Origin of the sequence: Celerinatantimonas yamalensis (assembly GCF_046054155.1) — a bacterium.
GTDB classification, from domain to species: domain Bacteria; phylum Pseudomonadota; class Gammaproteobacteria; order Enterobacterales; family Celerinatantimonadaceae; genus Celerinatantimonas; species Celerinatantimonas yamalensis.
The window spans coordinates 385011-403247 of the sequence record NZ_JBEQCT010000002.1 but is presented as its reverse complement, the minus strand read 5'-3'; the positions used below and the strand labels follow the sequence as shown (position 1 = coordinate 403247).

General features: G+C 48.5%; 17 protein-coding genes and 1 pseudogene. 4 read left to right on the top strand and 14 right to left on the bottom strand.

Going from position 1 to position 18237, the window contains the following annotated elements:
- Positions 1–3 precede the first annotated feature (3 nt).
- Positions 4–1272: a PTS ascorbate transporter subunit IIC gene (locus ABUE30_RS06370; RefSeq protein WP_408622876.1), complete on the top strand. Its 1269-nt coding sequence runs from the start codon at positions 4–6 to the stop codon at positions 1270–1272.
- Between the two features lie 931 nt (positions 1273–2203).
- A complete protein-coding gene (locus tag ABUE30_RS06365; protein WP_408622875.1) occupies positions 2204–2923 on the top strand; it encodes a Crp/Fnr family transcriptional regulator in 720 nt (239 codons plus the stop codon).
- A 250-nt stretch (positions 2924–3173) separates the two neighbouring features.
- On the opposite strand, the gene ABUE30_RS06360 is transcribed toward ABUE30_RS06365, so the two are convergent.
- The 11 genes from ABUE30_RS06360 to ABUE30_RS06310 all read right to left on the bottom strand — a co-directional run bounded on the left by ABUE30_RS06360 (position 3174) and on the right by ABUE30_RS06310 (position 14171).
- Positions 3174–4076 (bottom strand): F0F1 ATP synthase subunit gamma, encoded by a 903-nt coding sequence (locus ABUE30_RS06360; RefSeq protein ID WP_408622874.1) that lies wholly within the window; start codon positions 4074–4076, stop codon positions 3174–3176.
- Positions 4077–4116: 40 nt separating this feature from the next.
- Complete coding sequence (locus tag ABUE30_RS06355) at positions 4117–5733, bottom strand: alternate F1F0 ATPase, F1 subunit alpha (protein WP_408622873.1); 1617 nt, start codon at positions 5731–5733, stop codon at positions 4117–4119.
- Positions 5730–6512 carry a F0F1 ATP synthase subunit delta gene (locus ABUE30_RS06350; protein ID WP_408622872.1) on the bottom strand — a complete coding sequence of 261 codons (783 nt, stop codon included), beginning with the start codon at positions 6510–6512 and terminating at the stop codon, positions 5730–5732. Before ABUE30_RS06350 ends, ABUE30_RS06355 begins: the two co-directional genes overlap by 4 nt.
- A gap of 3 nt (positions 6513–6515) precedes the next feature.
- On the bottom strand, positions 6516–6806 hold the full coding sequence (locus ABUE30_RS06345; RefSeq protein ID WP_408622871.1) for a F0F1 ATP synthase subunit C: 291 nt from the start codon (positions 6804–6806) through the stop codon (positions 6516–6518).
- A 50-nt stretch (positions 6807–6856) separates the two neighbouring features.
- Positions 6857–7564, bottom strand: a complete 708-nt coding sequence (locus ABUE30_RS06340) for a F0F1 ATP synthase subunit A (RefSeq protein ID WP_408622870.1) — start codon at positions 7562–7564, stop codon at positions 6857–6859.
- Positions 7555–7890: an N-ATPase subunit AtpR gene (locus tag ABUE30_RS06335; RefSeq protein WP_408622869.1), complete on the bottom strand. Its 336-nt coding sequence runs from the start codon at positions 7888–7890 to the stop codon at positions 7555–7557. Before ABUE30_RS06335 ends, ABUE30_RS06340 begins: the two co-directional genes overlap by 10 nt.
- Positions 7877–8242 carry an AtpZ/AtpI family protein gene (locus tag ABUE30_RS06330; RefSeq protein WP_408622868.1) on the bottom strand — a complete coding sequence of 122 codons (366 nt, stop codon included), beginning with the start codon at positions 8240–8242 and terminating at the stop codon, positions 7877–7879. Before ABUE30_RS06330 ends, ABUE30_RS06335 begins: the two co-directional genes overlap by 14 nt.
- Positions 8239–8643 (bottom strand): F0F1 ATP synthase subunit epsilon, encoded by a 405-nt coding sequence (locus ABUE30_RS06325; RefSeq protein WP_408622867.1) that lies wholly within the window; start codon positions 8641–8643, stop codon positions 8239–8241. The genes ABUE30_RS06330 and ABUE30_RS06325 overlap by 4 nt, the downstream gene beginning before the upstream one ends.
- A complete protein-coding gene (atpD, locus tag ABUE30_RS06320; protein ID WP_408623191.1) occupies positions 8624–10030 on the bottom strand; it encodes a F0F1 ATP synthase subunit beta in 1407 nt (468 codons plus the stop codon). Before atpD ends, ABUE30_RS06325 begins: the two co-directional genes overlap by 20 nt.
- Positions 10031–10897: 867 nt before the next feature.
- Positions 10898–12796, bottom strand: a complete 1899-nt coding sequence (locus ABUE30_RS06315) for an aspartate:alanine exchanger family transporter (protein WP_408622866.1) — start codon at positions 12794–12796, stop codon at positions 10898–10900.
- Positions 12789–14171 (bottom strand): glutamate decarboxylase, encoded by a 1383-nt coding sequence (locus tag ABUE30_RS06310; protein WP_408622865.1) that lies wholly within the window; start codon positions 14169–14171, stop codon positions 12789–12791. The genes ABUE30_RS06315 and ABUE30_RS06310 overlap by 8 nt, the downstream gene beginning before the upstream one ends.
- A 722-nt stretch (positions 14172–14893) precedes the next feature.
- On the opposite strand from ABUE30_RS06310, the gene ABUE30_RS06305 reads away from it, so the two are divergent.
- Positions 14894–15178 (top strand): hypothetical protein, encoded by a 285-nt coding sequence (locus ABUE30_RS06305; RefSeq protein ID WP_408622864.1) that lies wholly within the window; start codon positions 14894–14896, stop codon positions 15176–15178.
- Positions 15159–15356 (top strand): hypothetical protein, encoded by a 198-nt coding sequence (locus ABUE30_RS06300; protein WP_408622863.1) that lies wholly within the window; start codon positions 15159–15161, stop codon positions 15354–15356. The genes ABUE30_RS06305 and ABUE30_RS06300 overlap by 20 nt, the downstream gene beginning before the upstream one ends.
- Positions 15357–15581: 225 nt before the next feature.
- Here the strand turns inward: ABUE30_RS06300 and ABUE30_RS06295 are convergent, their stop codons facing one another.
- From ABUE30_RS06295 to ABUE30_RS06285, 3 genes and pseudogenes are all read right to left on the bottom strand, one after another.
- Positions 15582–15986, bottom strand: coding sequence for a GFA family protein (locus ABUE30_RS06295; RefSeq protein ID WP_408622862.1), 405 nt, complete (start codon positions 15984–15986; stop codon positions 15582–15584).
- 44 nt (positions 15987–16030) lie between these two features.
- On the bottom strand, positions 16031–17203 hold the full coding sequence (locus ABUE30_RS06290; protein ID WP_408622861.1) for an MFS transporter: 1173 nt from the start codon (positions 17201–17203) through the stop codon (positions 16031–16033).
- A 510-nt stretch (positions 17204–17713) separates the two neighbouring features.
- Positions 17714–18208, bottom strand: a pseudogene (locus tag ABUE30_RS06285) (IS3 family transposase); the annotation flags it as partial.
- Positions 18209–18237 lie beyond the last annotated feature (29 nt).

The following is an 18237-nucleotide window of genomic DNA, read 5'->3' as shown; positions in this document are numbered from 1 at the left end:
GTCATGGGTACTTTTTTTCACTTTATAATATATGATGTCCTATCTGTCCCAGCTGTTTTAGTGGGGTTGATTGCACTGATTGGTTTGTTGGTGCAAAGGAAATCAATCGATGAATGTATCAAAGGCTCAATTAAAACTACGATGGGATTTTTGATCATCGGTGCCGGGGCTGGTGTTGTCATTGCCTCGCTGGGGGATTTCTCAACTATTTTCCAGTTTGCCTTTGGGATCCACGGTGTTGTTCCGACCAATGAAGCAATTGTTGCGATTGCACAAAAATCATTCGGCAAAGAAATGGCACTGATTATGTTTTTCGGGATGATTGTCAATATTGTAATCGCTCGATTAACCCCCTGGAAATATATCTTCTTAACAGGCCATCATATTTTGTACATGGCCGTTATGATTGCGGCTATTTTAACCGCTGCAGGGATGAGTGGGATTGCGCTTATCGGCCTGGGATCGCTTGTGCTGGGGATGATTATGGTTCTGATGCCCGCTCTGGCTCAGCCATACATGCGGGAGATAACGGGGTCAGATGATATTGCTTTGGGTCATTTTTCGACTTTTTCATATGTTCTATCTGGATTTATTGCTAAACGAGTGGGTAATAAATCTAAATCGACAGAAGATATTGTCGTGCCCAAGTCGTTGATGTTTTTAAGAGATACTCCCGTTGCTATTTCATGCACTATGGCCGTGATCTTTTTGGTGTCTAGCGCTTTTGCTGGAAAAGATTTTGTCACTGGTGTTAGCCACGGGCAATACTGGGTTGTGTTTGCACTGATTCAATCGATTACGTTTGCGGCTGGGGTCTATATTATTCTCCAAGGCGTAAGAATGTTGATTTCTGAAATCGTCCCTGCGTTTAAAGGGATCTCAGATAAACTGGTGCCGAATTCAAAACCTGCATTAGATTGTCCGATTGTTTTTCCTTATGCGCCGAATGCTGTTTTGATCGGGTTTCTTAGTAGTTTTAGTGCCGGTTTGGTCGGCATGTTCATCTGTTATCTTACCCACATCACCGTGATTATCCCTGGAGTTGTCCCTCACTTCTTTATTGGTGCAACAGCGGGGGTATTTGGTAATGCAATGGGAGGACGACGCGGCGCGGTCATTGGCTCTTTTTGCGAAGGGCTATTAATTACTTTCTTGCCAGTGTTCTTGTTACCCGTACTCGGTAGCTTGGGCTACTCTAATACCACCTTTAGTGATTCTGACTTTGGGGTCGTTGGTATTCTATTGGGACATATTGTTCAGCTATTCCACTAGACTCAATCAAAATAAGCACAGACCAAGTCTATCAAGACCGATAGACTTGGTTTTTTACTATGTCCGATTCGCTGACAAATTGGCAGATTAAGAGCGTCTTCGTATATTGCCGTTAATGCCCATGTGTTTAGACGATGAGGCATGTAAACGTTCAAGCGGCTTGTCTATAGCTCTCGTTTATTATGCCGCTATTTGGCAAAAATACTTTTTCAGATTTGGCTACATTTAATTTTGAGCGATATCTCATTCATACATATTATGACGATAGATTGAACAGATTAAATTGGCCCTCAAAACCTGATTAGAGCGACTCAAGCAAAGGTCGAATGATTTTTGAGGGACATCACTCCTCGTCAATCGGTGATCAGTATAGCGAACGCGGCGCATTTGCCGCCTTCAATAAACGATCCTATGAACTATAACCTCTTCATTGGATAAGATGTGTTGCTAGATGTTTTCTATTCTATACAGGTTCGAACTGTAAATGCCCCATTTATCGCTTTTAGATAGATAACTTTGTCAATACCCAAACAAAGGATATGTGTTGTCGGGCCGCATTGTATGAGTCAAAAATCGTTCTGCTAAAAATTTAACATGCGTGATCAAGCGGCGTAGTAAATAGGATCCATTACAATATTAATATTAATATTCATCGAACAATGCACAATATTGACAATTTTGCCGATCAAGCGGGTATAATACTTGATGCTATCAATCTAGGTTTTGTGCTGCATGGCTACGACAGGTTCCTGTTCGAATGGCGCGATGCTTGCGACTTCAGCATCGGCAAAGTTCAGCAACTGGTCTTTACATCATGTCAGATTTCACAAGAGTATTGAAATGTGACTATGCTCTTATAATTTAGGCTTATTCACACCTTCCAAAAGGCTATGGTAATTGGAATGAAGTGATCCTGAAAAAGGAACAATGCATGCTTGAACTATCATCGCCGCAACAGAACCACTTATTAGCTAGACTATCTGACGAAGTCCAAGAACGAATTTTTCCCCAGCTCGAACTCGTGCCTATGCCGCTGGGCAAGGTAATTCATGAGTCAGGCGATATTATGCACTATGTGTTTTTCCCTACCGACTCAATTGTTTCGATGCTGTATGTGATGGAAAGTGGTGCCTCTGCAGAGATATCGGTAGTCGGTAATGAGGGAATGGTGGGGACAGCCCTATTCATGGGGGGAGAGAGCACCCCGAGCCGAGCTATTGTTCAAAGTGCTGGATATGCTTATCGCTTCCAAGGGCGTTTATTCAAAGAGGAATTTAATCGCCATGGTGAGTTGATGGTGTTGATGCTGCGCTTTACTCAAGCACTGCTCACGCAAATGGCGCAAACCGCGGTTTGTAACCGTCACCACTCGATTGATCAGCAACTATGCCGTTGGCTACTATTATCGCTAGATCGCTTGAACGGTAATCAGTTGATTATGACTCAAGAATTGATCGCCAATATGCTTGGCGTTCGTCGCGAGGGCGTTACCGAGGCCGCAGGCAGATTGCAACGTAAAGGTGTGATTGAGTATTGCCGTGGACATATCACCGTGCTTGATCGGCCAGCACTTGAGAAACTTTGCTGTGAATGCTACGCGGTTGTAAAAAAAGAAACGGATCGTCTACTGACCGAACCGTTACACATCTAGCTATGCCGACCTATGGCGCTTGAGTGCATCGAAGTGGGGAGCGCCGACAATTATAGCGGATGTTGCCAATCGCTTAAAACTTAAGTCACCATCATTGAGTCGCACTCTTGGTCTGTTTGCCAGTGATCCCGCCTTGAGAATACCTCTCGAGCTTGTTTTTTACCAAAGTCACGGTCTTGTTCCTGATTCGCCTCAGTGGTTGGCGGTCGGTGGTGCTTGGGTCGCGAAAGAAACTGAGAAAAGCAAAAGCTCAGGTGGTGTCACTTGACGATAATGCGTCAAAACCTGAGACTACATCAAAAAGTTCTTCGTCGATCCCTGTTTGGCGTAGCCGATGAAAGTGAGCGTGCAGCGCGGCTAATAATTCACCGATGTTACGATCGGCGCGCTGCATCGCGGCTAGACGGCTGGCATTTTCGCTGGCCAACGACTCAGCGCAGGCACGAAATAGCGAGACGAACAGATGCTCACGAATAAAGGCTCGCAAAGTTTGCACGCTGGTGTCCAATACTTCGGGGCGCTGCGCACCGGGCCACGGCCGGCTAGCAAGCTCGTGCTGCCAGTTTGCATCAAGCGGCAGTAGTTGCTGGCTCACGGGGGCGTAACCCACTGCAGTTGGCCGATTATAGAAAAGAATCAATGCGGTGGGCTGAGTTTCATTCTTGGCATTTGCGTCAGGCGTTTGAATTTTGGTTAGAATTTCTCCGACCAATCGGGTGATAAGCTCGACTGATCCGGGAACCTCAAATCGGCCTTCAGGTTGAATACCGGCATCGATTAGTCGGGCATGGGCTCGCTCACCAACCGTCCAAACCTTGGATGTCGTCTGCGTCAGTGCTGTGACGGAATGTTCCACTACTACTTCGTTGAAGCGACCCACGAGCCCTTGATCCGAGCCAAAGACCACCGCGCGCAAAAGTATATTATCGGGGCGAGATGACAAGCGCGTAGTCGGTGAACTCATCCGTTCGGCTGATCTTAGACACACGCCAAGGCCCTGTTCGACGGTATGTGAATAGTCGGCAAGAGCGGCTACTGAGCGTTCATACTGTCCAATAGCGGATGCTGCAGAGGCCTTCATGGTACGAACCACGGATTTAAGGTCTCCGGCGCTATCTATCTGGCGTCGCAGTGCTGTTAGGGTGGTGGCCATCAGGGCTTGCTGACATGATGATGAAAGTGAATCTGAATGGTCATGATTTTTCCTTGGTTTCAGTGACAGTCTCGGTTGCTGGTTGGGCTGAATCATCTACCTGCGAGGTTGTTTCTGCCTCAGACAAGAACGATGTAATTGCTTTTTGAGCGAGGTCACTAAGCTGCTGGCGATCAGCATCGGCTAACGTGTCATTGGTACAAATGCGTTTGACAAGATCATCGGGTAGGTTGCTGGTGGCTTGGGTCACCGCGTGCTGCGCCGCCGCCATTTGGTGAAGGGCGACGGGATCAAACAGATTTGCATTGAGTGCCAATAAAATAGCGATCTGTGCGACTACCGGTACTGGCGAAAATTCTGCCTGTCCCAGACAGGCGCGAATACGTTTGCCATGGTTGATGGATTGACGGGTTTCTTCATCCAGTCGCGCACCGAATCGGGCGAAGGTTTCTAGCTCTTCAAATTGCGCATAAGCCAGTTTCAGATCGCCCGCCACTGCTCGGTAAGCTGCCCGCTGCGCTTTGCCGCCAACTCGGGAGACAGATTGACCAACATCAATGGCTGGGAGTACACCTAATTCGAACAATGATGGTGATAACACGATCTGCCCGTCGGTAATGGAGATGAGATTGGTCGGGATGTAGGCTGAGATATTTTGTGCCTCGGTTTCGATGATGGGTAGTGCGGTCATCGATCCGCCACCGCGCGCGTCATTGAGGTGTGTGGCGCGCTCTAGCATCCGTGAATGGATGTAGAATATATCACCAGGAAAGGCTTCTCGACCCGGTGGGCGACGCAGTAGCAATGACAACTCGCGGTAAGCGCGGGCATGATGGGTAAGATCGTCGTAAACAATGAGTACGTTTCGGCCCTTTTCCATAAAGTATTCGGCAATACTGGTCGCCGCGTAGGGCGCAATATAGGCCAGACCAGGTGCATCGTTGCCTTCAGCGACCACAACAATGGTGTAAGCCATCGCGTCCTTTTCGCGCAAGTTCGCCACCGTTTTTGCCACTGCTGATGCTCGTTGACCAATCGCGCAGTAAACACAGAGCACATCTTTGCCGCGTTGATTGAAAATGGCGTCAATGGCGATGGCTGTCTTGCCAGTCTGACGATCGCCGAGGATCAACTCACGCTGACCAAGCCCGATGGGGATGAGTGCATCGATAACCTTTAGACCCGTTTGCAGTGGCTCGGTCACTGGGGCGCGGTCCATAATGGCGGTGACTGGCCGCTCGATAGGAAGGCGTTGCTGCGTTGCTATGGGTCCGAGTCCATCCAGTTCTCGCCCTAGCGGGTCGATCATGCGTCCGAGCAATGCGTCGCCAACGGCCACGCTCATCACTTGGCCTGTGCGTTGCACCTCATCGCCTGCGTGTAAGTGTACATAGTTACCGAGCAGGACGACGTCGATACTGTCCTCGTTAAGGTTGAACGCAATGCCAGACAGGCCACCGGGAAATATCAGCCGTTCTTCTGAGTTAACGCCTTGCAGTCCGTGGACTCGGGCGATGCCAGTGGAGACACTGGCAATGGCGCCTATTTCTTGTGGCATCAATTGCGGTTTGAACGTTTGCAACCGCTGGTGGATATCAGCAAAAGCTCCCGCATAAACGCTTTGTAGGCTAACGATACGGGGGGTTTCTGAGCTCATATGACTGCCTTCTTATCCGGCTTATTGCTATCTGCTGATGGGCTTAAAGATAAAGCTTTTAAGTAGTCTGCAATACTCCAGGCTAGTTTCTGCCCTTGTGCGCTCAGTTCGATACCACCGACTAGTTCTGGGGTGGTCAGAAACGAAAGTGCGATCGTTTGTCCGAAGGTATCTTCCAGTGCCGATTGAATGGCTGTTTGCTGTGCCTCGGGTAGCTCGAAAGCACTACGCAACAGGGCTGGCGAATCTTTTGAACAGGCCTTAAGCGCTGCGCTAAGAGGGACAAGGTCCTTGTCCTCGCTGCGCATCAGGCGTTGAATGAACACCGCGCAGGCTCGTCGTTCCAGACTGATATCGGCCAAGTCATCGAGTACATGGCGGGCAATGTCAAATACTTGCAATTGGGTCTTCCGGACAATCTCGGCGTGTAAGTGCTGGGTATCGGTTAAAATTGCCTGAGCACGCGAAGCCTCCGCCTCATCTGCATCCTGAATTGCCTCGGTGCGCAAACGCTCCCCCTCTGCTTTTGCTTCTTTTGTAGCCTGCTCAAATAAGGCTGCTTTTTGTAGCTCAAACGCTTTATTCTTATTCTCGAATTCGCTTTGCAGTTTGTGCGCTTTGGCTTTTGTGGTAGCGGCATCTGTGAGTTCGGTGGCAATTTTCTTTTCGCGTGCGGCGATGGCATCCAGTACTGGGTGGTAAAAGTAGCGCTTCATTAACCACACTAGAATAATGAAGTTCAGCGCCTGTGCGCCGACGGTAAACCAGTCGATGAGCATGGCTTATTGACCTATAGCTTGAGAGGCTGCAGCCAGCGCTGCATTCCAAAACGGATTGGCAAAGATGAAAATCATGGATACCACGAAACAATAAATGGCGGTAGATTCGATCATCGCAAGACCAACAAATAGTGTGCGAGTGATAGTGGCGGATGCATCGGGTTGCTGGGCTAATGAGGTAAGTGCTACGGCGACCGCTCGACCTTCAGCCAGAGCCGGACCCATCGTGCCAAACCCAGTGGTGAATCCAGCCATAGTAATGGATGCGATTGCGATCCAAGTAAGTGCGTCCATAAAGTATACCTCTGCTTAATGTAGGGTGATTGATTTTAAAATAAAACCGTTCATGCCTCGGATGTTGGTGGCGCTACCTTGGCCGGTTTGCTACTGCGTGTGGCCGTGGCAGCTGCAATATAAACGCCCGCTAAAATGGTAAAGATATAGGCCTGTACCATTCCCGTCAGCAGACCTAATAGTGTCATCACAATGGGAAACGCAAAGGGTGTAATCGAGAGGAGAATGGCGATAATCATTGCGCCACTCATCATGTTACCGAATAAACGTACGGCCAATGCCATTGTGCGAGACGCTTCGCTAATCAGGTTAAAGGGCAGCATAATTGGGGTTGGCTGCATATAAGATTTTAGGTAACCCATCAGTCCCTGACTTGTGATGCCAAATAGCGGCACCGCGACGAATACGCAGAGGGCGAGGGCTACGGTAGTGGAGAGAGAAGCGGTTGGCGACTCATAGCCGGGTATAACTGTGGCTAGAGCCGCCGCCGCGATGAACAGAAATAAGGTGCCAAGAAAGCTAATGTGGTGGCGTGGGTTGAGTAGGCCAACATCCCTGATTTGGCCTATGATTGCGATCACGACGATCTCTAACAGATTCTGCCAGCCAGAGCGTTTGTGATCAGTGCTAAGATGGCGCGTGATTAGCGCTGCTCCTAACACCAATACCGCCATGATCATCCATGTGAAGACGATGGTGGCGTTTAATTTGAAAATACCGTGTTGCCAGAAGATCCATGTATCAGGCGTTAGGCGCATGGAGGTTCTCCGTTTTTGTTGAGCCGGGCTGGTGTATGCTGTGTTTTAGGTGGCAGACGCCAGCGCAGGGTAATTGCACGCGCTAACATAAATCCCAGCAGACAGCACCCAAGCTGTAATAGTTGCCCAGCACCGACTGCGTAAAAACCAAACAAAGTGATGCCAGTACGCACAATAAAGCTACTGATAAACCAGCGAGCAGGGGTCGTCGATGTGGCGCCATGCTGCACGGTCCACCATAGGCCGCCGAAAAATATAGCGCCTAGAATGCCCCCAGCAAGCAGCGCCAGTCCTGCCTGTAGCCAGTTAATATCATAAATGCTCATTGTCGTTGTCCTGTTTATCGTCTTGTTCTGGGTGCATTGAGCGGTCTTCTTGAAACATCCAATGCCATGCGTTCAAACAACCGATCGCTAGCCCAGCTACGATAAGAGCGAGGGTCCAAATATGGCCGCCTGGATAGTGTTTATCGAGCCATAATCCGAGCCAAGCGCCAAGGAGTGTGGGAACGGCAATAGACCAGCCAATGAGGCCCATCATGCCAAGGCCAAACCAGACGCTCAGCGTGCCATTACGGCGTGCTTTGAGCTTACGGCACACTTTTCTACCTAACCGCTGTTCCAATTGCGTTTCAGCAGAGGATAAATTCGGCGGGTTGAGCTTGGGATCCTGAGTCATAGTTTTTCATCCTGCATGGATGCAAAACGATTCATGAAGCCGCTCTCTAATTTGACCATAGACAAGCTTAGGGCGGCTTCTTCGGCGTCCTGTTGCAAAAACTGCTGCTTGATGGCGTCGTGTAGATGAGCAAGATCGGTGCTACGAATGGCTCGGCGCACTGAGATCATCACCTTTTGCCCAGTCTTGACTAGCACGCCTTCATCCAATGCGATAAAGACCTCACGTTGCGTGTCATCCTGAAAATATAGAATGCCCGGTGTCAGCGCTGCGACGCAGTCCAATCGAAGTGGCAATAAGCCAAATGAACCTTGCACTGTCTCGACGACGATACGTGATACGCCGGTTTCACTAGCGAATAGACCAAAGGGTAGTAGCACCTCAAGTGTCATCGATGTCATGAGCAGTCTCCTCCGAGGGGTGTTCTTTTGTATCGCTGTGCGGCTTTTTGTGATGACTAGCGTCTACTTTCTCTTGGGCTTCACTGATCGCGCCGATCATGTACAGCGCACTTTCAGGCATATCCTTGAACTCGTCAGCTAAAATGCGCTCGCAGCCGTCTAATGCATCTTCTAAACTGACCAGTTTGCCGCTCAGATTGGTGAACTGTTCCGTGGTGAAGAACGGCTGGGTAAGAAAACGTTCTAGCTGACGTGCACGGGCGACGATCTTACGGTCCTCGGGCGATAACTGCTCTAGCCCGAGCATCGCGATAATATCCTTGAGCTCGGCGTATTGCGCCAATGTACGGCGAATAGCTTGCGCAAGGTTATAGTGGTGTTCGCCGACAATGCCCGGTGTGACCATTTTTGAGCTGGACTGTAGTGGGTCGATGGCGGGGAATAGACCTTCGCTGGCGCGCTTGCGTGACAATACGATAGACGCTGACAGATGTGAAAATGTATGCACGGCAGCCGGATCAGTGAAATCATCTGCTGGCACATAAACGGCTTGTAGTGAGGTGATGGCGCCGCTTTCGGTATTGGCGATACGCTCTTCTAACGCAGCTAATTCTGTACTCATCGTGGGCTGGTAACCAAGACGAGACGGCATTTGTCCCATCAACCCGGAAACTTCTGAACCAGCCTGAATAAAACGGAAGATGTTATCGATCAGCAATAAGATGTCACGGTGTTCGTCGTCACGAAAATACTCGGCCATGGTCAGCGCTGCATGCCCCACTCGAAAGCGTGCGCCGGGCGGCTCGTTCATCTGTGCGAAGATCATCACCATGTTTGGTAACACGCCAGCGGCTTTCATCTCGCGGTACAGCTCTTCGCCTTCGCGAGAACGCTCGCCAATGCCGCAGAAAATGCTCACGCCCTGCTGGTGACCAATCATATTGTGGATCATTTCGGTCAGCAGTACTGTTTTGCCAACGCCGGCCCCCCCGAATAGACCTGCTTTGCCACCACGTTCAAGCGGGGTGAGCACGTCGATAGCCTTAATCCCTGTTTCAAATACTTCGGAATGGGTCGAGCGGCGTAACAATGAGGGGGGCTCATTGTGAACTGAGCGCCATTGCACATTTTCCAGCGGCGGGCCGTGATCAATAGTATTACCGAATACATCGAACATTCGTGACAGAATGGCTTTGCCAACCGGTTGTTGCAGTGGCCCCTCGGTGTCTTTGACCTGCATTCCACGGGCCAACCCTTGGGTTGGTGTTAAAGCGATCCCCCGAACATGATGCGCATCGCTCTGGGCCATCACTTCAATCGCTACGTCGTCGTCCTTTCCTGCGCGCAGCAGACTGTGTATCGGCGGCAATTCGTGCTCAAAGCACATGTCAACGACACTGCCACGGACCGCGATGATCGTGCCAACGTGGGATGTATTTGCTTTGCCTGAAACTTGGTGTTTAGTCAACCTAGAACCTCGTGTCAGTTGCTGTACTTGGATCGTGGACGAGCGATGATTAAGTATCTGGCTTGTCTGACGACGATTATCATCATACTGATTGTTTTATCGGGACACTGTGCGCTAGCGAACAATGCGTCTTGGATATGGCTATCTTGCGGCTTTGTATATCGGGGCAGTGATTTGATTCGATACGCGGCTGGCTTAACGGGCCGGTTTTATTTATGTTTTACCTAGCGCATTTTCAACAAGAGGAGGGAAGTGATGATTCGTATTTGGCGCTTGAAAAACAATTGGATGCATGCTTGATTAGAAAATTTTAAAGCGCTCCTCTTCGCGGCGCTTATTCACCACTCAGTCTGGTTAAAAAGAATCGCTATCAAAACTTTTTTTCAATACTTATATATCGAAAATTTTTTCGATATATAAATTATAAAAATGAATAGTCAGAGAATCTATCCATAGGCAAAACAGCATTTGTTTCTTCGCGCAGTCATAGCGGATGAGCCATTGATGACCTTTTTTGCATCGTGGCAAAGGCTGTTATTTGGGTTATCCGCAGATTAAATAGGCTGCCTGTATGTCTGTACCTTGCGCAATTATGTCCGTGACACTGGGCGCTTATCGGTTGCCCATTAAAGAGGCGCTTTATGTATAAAGCGCCTCTTATCGAGCATAGCTGTGACTAACGGAGTGTCAATCGCCAATGTGTTAGTCTCGATATAGAGGTCACATCGAGCTATTATTCGACGTTTTTTCGCCATATCGAATATTCCAGCGTCATGCGTTACCCTATCAAGACAGTATCATCGAGATATAGCCGCCAATCAAAGCTAGCACCGTGGTTAACGCATAACTGACCGGATAGGGAACGGCGGCGACAGAACTACCGGATTCTTCCATAATTGCGTTCAGCCCTGGCGTACTGTTACGAGCCCCCGTGGCAGAACCATCGGCAATGATCGAATTGAGACCAAAAACCTTTACTCCAACCCAGAAAGCGACGAACGGCGGGATCAACGCTCCGGCTACGCCAATCAGTGCAAGCCACAAAATGGTGTCGCCACCCAGAGCGGAAATGACCTTGGGGCCGACGTTAGCGGCAAGAACGGCAACAAAAGCATTCAGCCCAAAATCCTGAAGGAAGCTGCGTGCACCTTCATGGACTGGCCCACCAAAGTTGGGATTGCGGCTTCGAAAATAACTCACGCCCACACCGGCCATAATAACCCCTGCGGATGTTCCAAGCGCAAAAGGAATACCCGAAATCGTCACCGTGACGATCCCCACTAGATAACCGACTAGCATGGCAATTGCAAGATAGAGAACTTCAGACTTCATGGTTGGCAAGATGGCATGCCCACCTAGCTGTTTTGCGGTTCTCTGTAAGGCTACATCTGGACCGGTTAAACGCAGCACGTCGCCGAATCGGACATCGGTTTTTGGTCCGAGTGGCAGCTCGGTGCCGTCACGGAACAAGGCTTTGATGGCAACACCACCTGGCATGATCTGTCCAAACTCTGACAAACTTTGCCCGGATAACTTGTGTGACCCAATATGCACGTCGGCTACTTCCATCGGTACGTTTCGAGCCAACGGGTCATCGGATTCAGGGCCGATTAGCTCACCTTCTTCTAAAATGAGGTCATCCACGTCTGCACGCACGGTCACAATGTCATTATTTTGCACTGTAGGGTCGCTGTTTAGGTCAATGATCTGACCATCGCGTATCACGCGAAGGATGGGCGCTTCGGGAAAGTCGTCGGCCAGTTGCGACACGGTGCGGCCGATAAACCGTTTGTGCGTGACGGCAAAAGCACGGACACCGAACGGCGAAAAGCCCATCGCCAAAGCGTGGGGGGCGCCCGGGACGGGATGAACTGCACCGCCACTGTACTCTTCTTCTGCCAGCTTCGCGTCGGCAACCGCGTTTCGCCCGAAAATGCGTGGCAGATAGCGGATCAGCAGGATGATCCCCACGGTCGACAGAACATAGCTGATCGCATAGGCAGCTGCCATATTGGCTCCGACTTGTGCGACCGTCATACCTGGCGGCGGTGTATACGCGCCACTAGCTAGCGCTCCCTGACCGACACCTAAAATCGCTGTGATAGTATAACTGCCCGAGATCAGCCCAGTTGCATACCCCGGCGCGAGGCCGACTAGTTTTGCCCCAAAATAGCAGATAACCCAGTTTAGACTCCAGACAATCAGTCCGATGCTGACGAATGCTAATCCCCCCTTACGTAGACCCGAGAAGAATTGTGGCCCGACTCTCAGCCCAAGGGCATACATAAAGAGCAACAACATGAAGGACGACAAGATACTTGGTATCGCATAGGTAATGCCATACATGGCTTCAGCGATCATTGAGACCGCGATCCCAACTAGCAGTGTGCCCGCCGTCGACCCCAGCGAGATAGTCTTGAAACTTACCTTTCCGATCAGCGTACCGAGAGCCAGTGCAAGTAGAACGAACGCAATGGGTTGGTTGCCCAATAGCTGGAAAAACCCGTGAAGCCCCGCCTCGGTGATGGGTTTGATCGAGTCAAACACCTGTCCGACCACACCGCTTGCGGGTGAGGTCGCATCGGTTTGGGCCGAGGCGGACCTTGCTACGACAAGAAGTAGCAGGCTCAGACTACGGATAACTGATTTTTTGATCGCCCAGTTGCAGCGATTAAAATTAACCATGATGGAACCCTGGCTTTGCAGTCGAGTGTGGGATCGGGTTTTGGGTCAGATGATCAATGGCTCGCTTCATGTCGTCAAGAAGCAGTTGCGCCAGATCTCGACTGACTCCATGGCGAATCAGAATGCGCTGAACGATCGTTCCCTGACGATTCATTGGTAATGGGTAAGAAGCTATTTGCCATCCGCCCATGCGTACTCGCTCAGAGAGATCGTAAAGCGTAAAGCCGTGATTTTTATCGGTCAGCTTATAGGCAACAGCAGGAAGGCCGCCATAGCCATCATAGACCATCTCAAAACACCCGAGCTCTGCCAGTTGTTTACCTAGCCATTGAGCAGTGTCAGAACAGGCTTGCTGGACTGCAGTATAACCCTCGTAGCCAAGCCGCAAAAAGTTGTAGTATTGCGCGATGATCTCACCGCCGGGGCGCGAGAAATTCAACGCGAATGTGGGCATGTTGCCCCCTAGGTAATCGACATAGAAGATCAGCTCTTCGGGTAAGTCCTCTTGCGATGCCCAAATTACCCAACCCACACCGAGTGGAGCGAGCCCGTATTTGTGGCCAGAAGTGTTGATCGATTTGACCCGCTCTAACTGGAAATCCCAGACTAGATCGCGCTGAATAAAAGGTGCGATAAATCCGCCAGATGCGGCGTCCACGTGGATAGGGATATCAAGCCCAAGGTCACGCTGCATCGCATCGAGTTCATCTGCCAGAGCCTCAATAGGTTCATAAATCCCGGTGAAAGTGACCCCCAGCGTTGCCACCACACCAATGGTGTTTTCGTCGCAATACTGGCGTAGATCTTCAGGTTTTAGGCCTAGGGCGTCGCCCTCTAGGGGGACCTCGCGGATTTCAACATCAAAATATCGAGCGAATTTTTTCCAGCAGATCTGCACTGGGCCAGTGACGATGTTGGGCTTGCTGGTATCCTTGCCGGCTGCTTCACGGCGTTTGCGCCATGCCCACTTGAATGCCAGACCGCCTAGCATGGCGGCTTCGCTTGAACCAGTGGTTGAACACCCTACCGTTTGCCGAGATCGTTCCGCATGCCAGAGATCTGCCAGAATATGGACACAACGACTTTCGATTTCAGCTGTTTGGGGATATTCATCCTTGTCGATCATGTTCTTGTCGACTGCGTCGGTCATCAGTTGCTTGACCTCATCCTCCACCCAAGTCGTGCAAAAAGTGGCGAGGTTTTGGCGTGCATTCCCATCCAGCAACAGTTCATCTCGTACTAGTGCATAGGCGGTGCGAGATTTCATGCGACCTTCCGGGAGCTGATACTTGGGGAGCGATTTTTGTGAGGCATCGGTGGCATAGATGTCTCGCATACTAGACTTATCATTTAAGTTGATGTGATGAATAGGCATTTCATTGCTCCTATGAAGGGCTGATTGACAGCTAGCGTCATGGCAAACTCAGTACGTCGTTTGATGGGCGCTTGCAGAGCCTGATTTTTATGTTCGATCCAGAGGTCTCGCTAAGTCATACGCCGGAGCGTCTTGTGCCGTCTTTATTGACCAAGATAGCTGCGTAGCATATTGATCACTGTGGCTGTGTCCAGCGAGTCGAGGCCGTCAGCATAGCGGGGGGTGAGTCTACGTTTGCAAAAATCCCCTGATGCCGATTCCTTGGCTCGTACCGGTATCTCAGTGTTAAGAGAGAATGGCTGTGATGGCGCTTAAACGCGAGTACTTAGGCAGTTTGCTTGGCAACTATAGTTTTGTCTGTACGACAGCGCACTCATCCTAAAAAGTCAGCAGCAGATGGGCACATCCATAGGTTGGAGCTCTTGTCTGATAAGAAAAATCGTCTATTGCAGCGAAATACGATACCCAATAAACACACTGCAAAGTCGAACGATATGGCTGAATCTCTGACGCTTAGCACTTGCTTTAAAGATAGGAATCACTGTAACAACAGCGTGTTTTTATGATTTACTGTTCTATCGGGGCCTTTAGGTGTCGTAATCGTAGCTCATATGCGTTTAAAAAAACGAGAGTCTATAGGGTTTGACGATTCGACATTTTTAACCAAATTGTCGCGAAAGACTCCCGCCTGAAAGTGGTTACCATTGACCCCAAGATGGGCAGTGTTACCAGTTATATTGCCAAAAGAACATTACAGTAAAGGATTAGAATCGGGAATTTACGGGGAAGACCCGATTGAAGCGGCTGCACGCGTAGATGCGTGGGCCTCCTGTTGGGGCATTCGCCAGTTTCAACAAATTGGTGGGGCATCAGTGACCGCCTGGCGTGAACTGCGACGCCTGAAAAATTCCGACACACTTTCGAAAACCTGTCAGAAAATCCACTATGCTGCCGATTACGGCAACTGGCAAATCTATACCAAACAAGATGGGTGGGGTATGGCGTAAACGTGCTGGGCGTCCGATTCAGCCCTTCTATCAACTGGTGTTTGATGATGAAACAGGGGAGTGTCACCTTAACCAATATCGGGATAGCTTTATGACCCGACTCAAAGGCATTCTCGCGGATGGCCGGGAAATCATTACCCGCATTTGGGAATGGAAAATTGACTGCCGTTCGGCTTAAATCGGAACCTTTCCGACCGCTTTCCCACACCTAAAAAACCTAACTCCTAAAATTTCCGACGAACCGCTGATTTTACTGACCTCGTCAGGTTCTCGTTTCGGAATTTTCCCGAAAAACGTCCTGAAATTCTCTAAAAATTCCTGAAAAAAAGCAACGACCTCAAAACCTCACTAGTGAGGCATCTCCTCACCTTGGCGTTCTGTGAATAAGTAGATGGAGAGAGGGTTAAGCCTTAGAGCTGTCAGCGATAAATTGTTTTGGAAATGTTCGAACACCTTCCGGAATTTTGTACCAGTTAACTTTTTCGCTGATCCAGATATGAGCATGAGGCTCAAATAAACTAGCATCGTCTAAATAAATCGTTTTGAGCTTTAGCTTAATAGTCGATGGATGATCAGGATGAAAGTGGTACATTCGATTACCACTTTCTGGATAGAATACAGCCCAGTTTCGACGACTACTTTCAGCGATGCGTTCCCATTCTTTGAGTGTACCGCTGAATTCAATTTTATCCACTGCAACTACAGCAGTTGTGCTAAATGGCCCGGTAGATAATTTCTGACATTCCGTGCAGTGACAAACAATCACGAGTGTTGGAGTACTTGTGGAGTGACCTGCCCAGACTGGCATGAGCCTTTGATAGGAAATCACCGCTCATTAAGTTAGGTCTGCCATCAGTTACTAATGCTGGGTGAGTCAGAATGTGTCGATTCAGGGTATCGCCTGAACACTAATAAAAAGAGACACATGATGAATAAAATGAGGAGTCCTAAGCCTATTGCAGCCGCATTAAACGACCAGTTAAATATCCAGGCACAGAAAAAAGCGACACCTGCGTTACCTGCGGCAATAAAGATATTTTGAATAGCGGATGTTCTGCCCATAACACCACTCAGAGCCACCGTTTGCAGATATGATGATAAGCTCACTGCCGCTAAAGTTGTTGTTACGCCAAAGCAAAATAGTAATATGGGAAGCCATACTAATTGGTTTAATAAACCACAACATAGGAACGTAGTGGCTGAAATAATTTGATTAATCATCAGCAACTTATCAGATGATAGTACTTTTAAGAATTGTTCTGATTTTTTAACTAGAATGCCGGATATCGTGGCACCTAGGGCATAACTCACGCTCAACCATGATAGCCATTGGCTGTTATCAGTGAATTTGGCTGTCACAAGAGGCGCTATCAAAACATAAAATCCACCCAGCGATATTGCGATTGATAGGCTGCTGGCTAGACGCACAATGAATGCGTGGTGGCCCTTAGAAAACTGCACAAAGTCAGCCCAGTTGAGTAGTTCTTTTTTAGATGATGTTACGGCTAATTGAACTACATCCTGACGATAATAGATAAACGTGCTGAGTAGCAGGCAAAAACCATAAATGAGGGCCATTAGATAAAATACGGCTACCTCTGACGTCCACGATAAGATTATCCCGGTAAGGGCAAAACCGATGATCTGTCCTAATTGTGATGCCGAAGCAATTTGACCATTCACTGCTCTCAAGTCATTTGTAGCGACCATTTTTCTGACCAAAACGAATAGTGATGTTCTATAGAGAGGTCGAAATACATAGACTATCCCAGCGGCTAGCAAGAGGCCCACTGTCGGGGCCCAATGATAGATAAAAGCAAGGAGAATAAAGACTGCCATGCACAACGCATTAATGACGATAAGGATCTTCGTTGGAGCGTGGCGGTCAGCTAATGCTCCAGCAGCCAGCTGAATGATGGTGACAATAATGAACTCTCCACCAGAAGCGGTCGCAAATGCCCACAGACTATTGGTTTCATCGTAGAGAAGCTTTCCGATGAGCAGTGTAAAGATAGCGCTAGCCATCTTGGTGAAAAACTCGATTATGGGTGGGACGCTTCTCAACATGTCATCCTATAGTGAAGGTTATTTCAGATGTTCTATCGCTGAATACTACGGAATAGTTCTAATAACACAATATTTGATTACACTCGAGTCCTTAGGGCTAAAAAAAGAGTTTTACCATAGCCCAAACAGGTCAAATCGATAGAGTTAAGTGATCCGATATACTGAGAGGTGAGAAGTCGAGGGACGCCCTAAAAATGGCCTTTAATGATAAAAGTCATGATAAAATCTGCTACACAGGATTTTTTGAAGGTCAAAAAAGTTAGTGATTACTACGGCTATATGCTATGTTAAGATTGGTGGCCCCAACTGGACTTGAACCAGTGACCAATCGATTATGAGTCCTGAAAATGGGATATTCCATAAAATCTCAAGTTATCGCATCTCATTTTATTTATTTTGTAAATCATGTGGTTGTCGAAATTGATTTATCTCACCTTATTGTAATGGTCAACTAATTCTGTAGAGATTCTAAGCGGCATTTTTTAATTCATTATATTTCTGATGTGGCGTCATATAATTAAGCGTAGAATGCCTACGTTTGTAATTGTAAAACTGAATATAATTGTCCACCTCACTTATAACTGAATGATGATTTATAAATGAAAGGCGATTCAGCCGCTCTGTTTTTAAACTTCTAAAAAATCGCTCCATTACTGCATTATCCCAACAATTACCTCGACGACTCATACTTTGCGTTATAGTTAGCTGTGATAACCGAGCCCTAAACGAGGCCGCAGAATACTGACACCCTTGATCTGAATGAAACATCAGTTGATTAAGAACCGGCTGTTGACGCTTAATAACATTATTCAATGCTGCTATAGCCAATTCAGCATTTGGGCTTGTTGATAAGGCATACCCTACAACTTCCCTCGTTGATAAATCTAACACACAGGCCAAGTAACTCCACCCTTGGTTATTCCTAATACAGGTAATATCACCGACCCAATGCGTGTTATGTGAGTCCAGGGCGGGATCGCACTTTGTTAGCG

Bases quoted from the DNA above. Each gene is read 5' to 3' on its own strand.
- ABUE30_RS06370 (WP_408622876.1), top strand. From the start codon at position 4: ATGGGTACTTTTTTTCACTTTATAATATATGATGTCCTATCTGTCCCA.
- ABUE30_RS06365 (WP_408622875.1), top strand. From the start codon at position 2,204: ATGCTTGAACTATCATCGCCGCAACAGAACCACTTATTAGCTAGACTA.
- ABUE30_RS06360 (WP_408622874.1), bottom strand. From the start codon at position 4,076: ATGGCCACCACCCTAACAGCACTGCGACGCCAGATAGATAGCGCCGGA.
- ABUE30_RS06355 (WP_408622873.1), bottom strand. From the start codon at position 5,733: ATGAGCTCAGAAACCCCCCGTATCGTTAGCCTACAAAGCGTTTATGCG.
- ABUE30_RS06350 (WP_408622872.1), bottom strand. From the start codon at position 6,512: ATGCTCATCGACTGGTTTACCGTCGGCGCACAGGCGCTGAACTTCATT.
- ABUE30_RS06345 (WP_408622871.1), bottom strand. From the start codon at position 6,806: ATGGACGCACTTACTTGGATCGCAATCGCATCCATTACTATGGCTGGA.
- ABUE30_RS06340 (WP_408622870.1), bottom strand. From the start codon at position 7,564: ATGCGCCTAACGCCTGATACATGGATCTTCTGGCAACACGGTATTTTC.
- ABUE30_RS06335 (WP_408622869.1), bottom strand. From the start codon at position 7,890: ATGAGCATTTATGATATTAACTGGCTACAGGCAGGACTGGCGCTGCTT.
- ABUE30_RS06330 (WP_408622868.1), bottom strand. From the start codon at position 8,242: ATGACTCAGGATCCCAAGCTCAACCCGCCGAATTTATCCTCTGCTGAA.
- ABUE30_RS06325 (WP_408622867.1), bottom strand. From the start codon at position 8,643: ATGACATCGATGACACTTGAGGTGCTACTACCCTTTGGTCTATTCGCT.
- atpD (WP_408623191.1), bottom strand. From the start codon at position 10,030: ATGTGCTTTGAGCACGAATTGCCGCCGATACACAGTCTGCTGCGCGCA.
- ABUE30_RS06315 (WP_408622866.1), bottom strand. From the start codon at position 12,796: ATGGTTAATTTTAATCGCTGCAACTGGGCGATCAAAAAATCAGTTATC.
- ABUE30_RS06310 (WP_408622865.1), bottom strand. From the start codon at position 14,171: ATGCCTATTCATCACATCAACTTAAATGATAAGTCTAGTATGCGAGAC.
- ABUE30_RS06300 (WP_408622863.1), top strand. From the start codon at position 15,159: ATGGGTGGGGTATGGCGTAAACGTGCTGGGCGTCCGATTCAGCCCTTC.
- ABUE30_RS06295 (WP_408622862.1), bottom strand. From the start codon at position 15,986: ATGCCAGTCTGGGCAGGTCACTCCACAAGTACTCCAACACTCGTGATT.
- ABUE30_RS06290 (WP_408622861.1), bottom strand. From the start codon at position 17,203: ATGGCTAGCGCTATCTTTACACTGCTCATCGGAAAGCTTCTCTACGAT.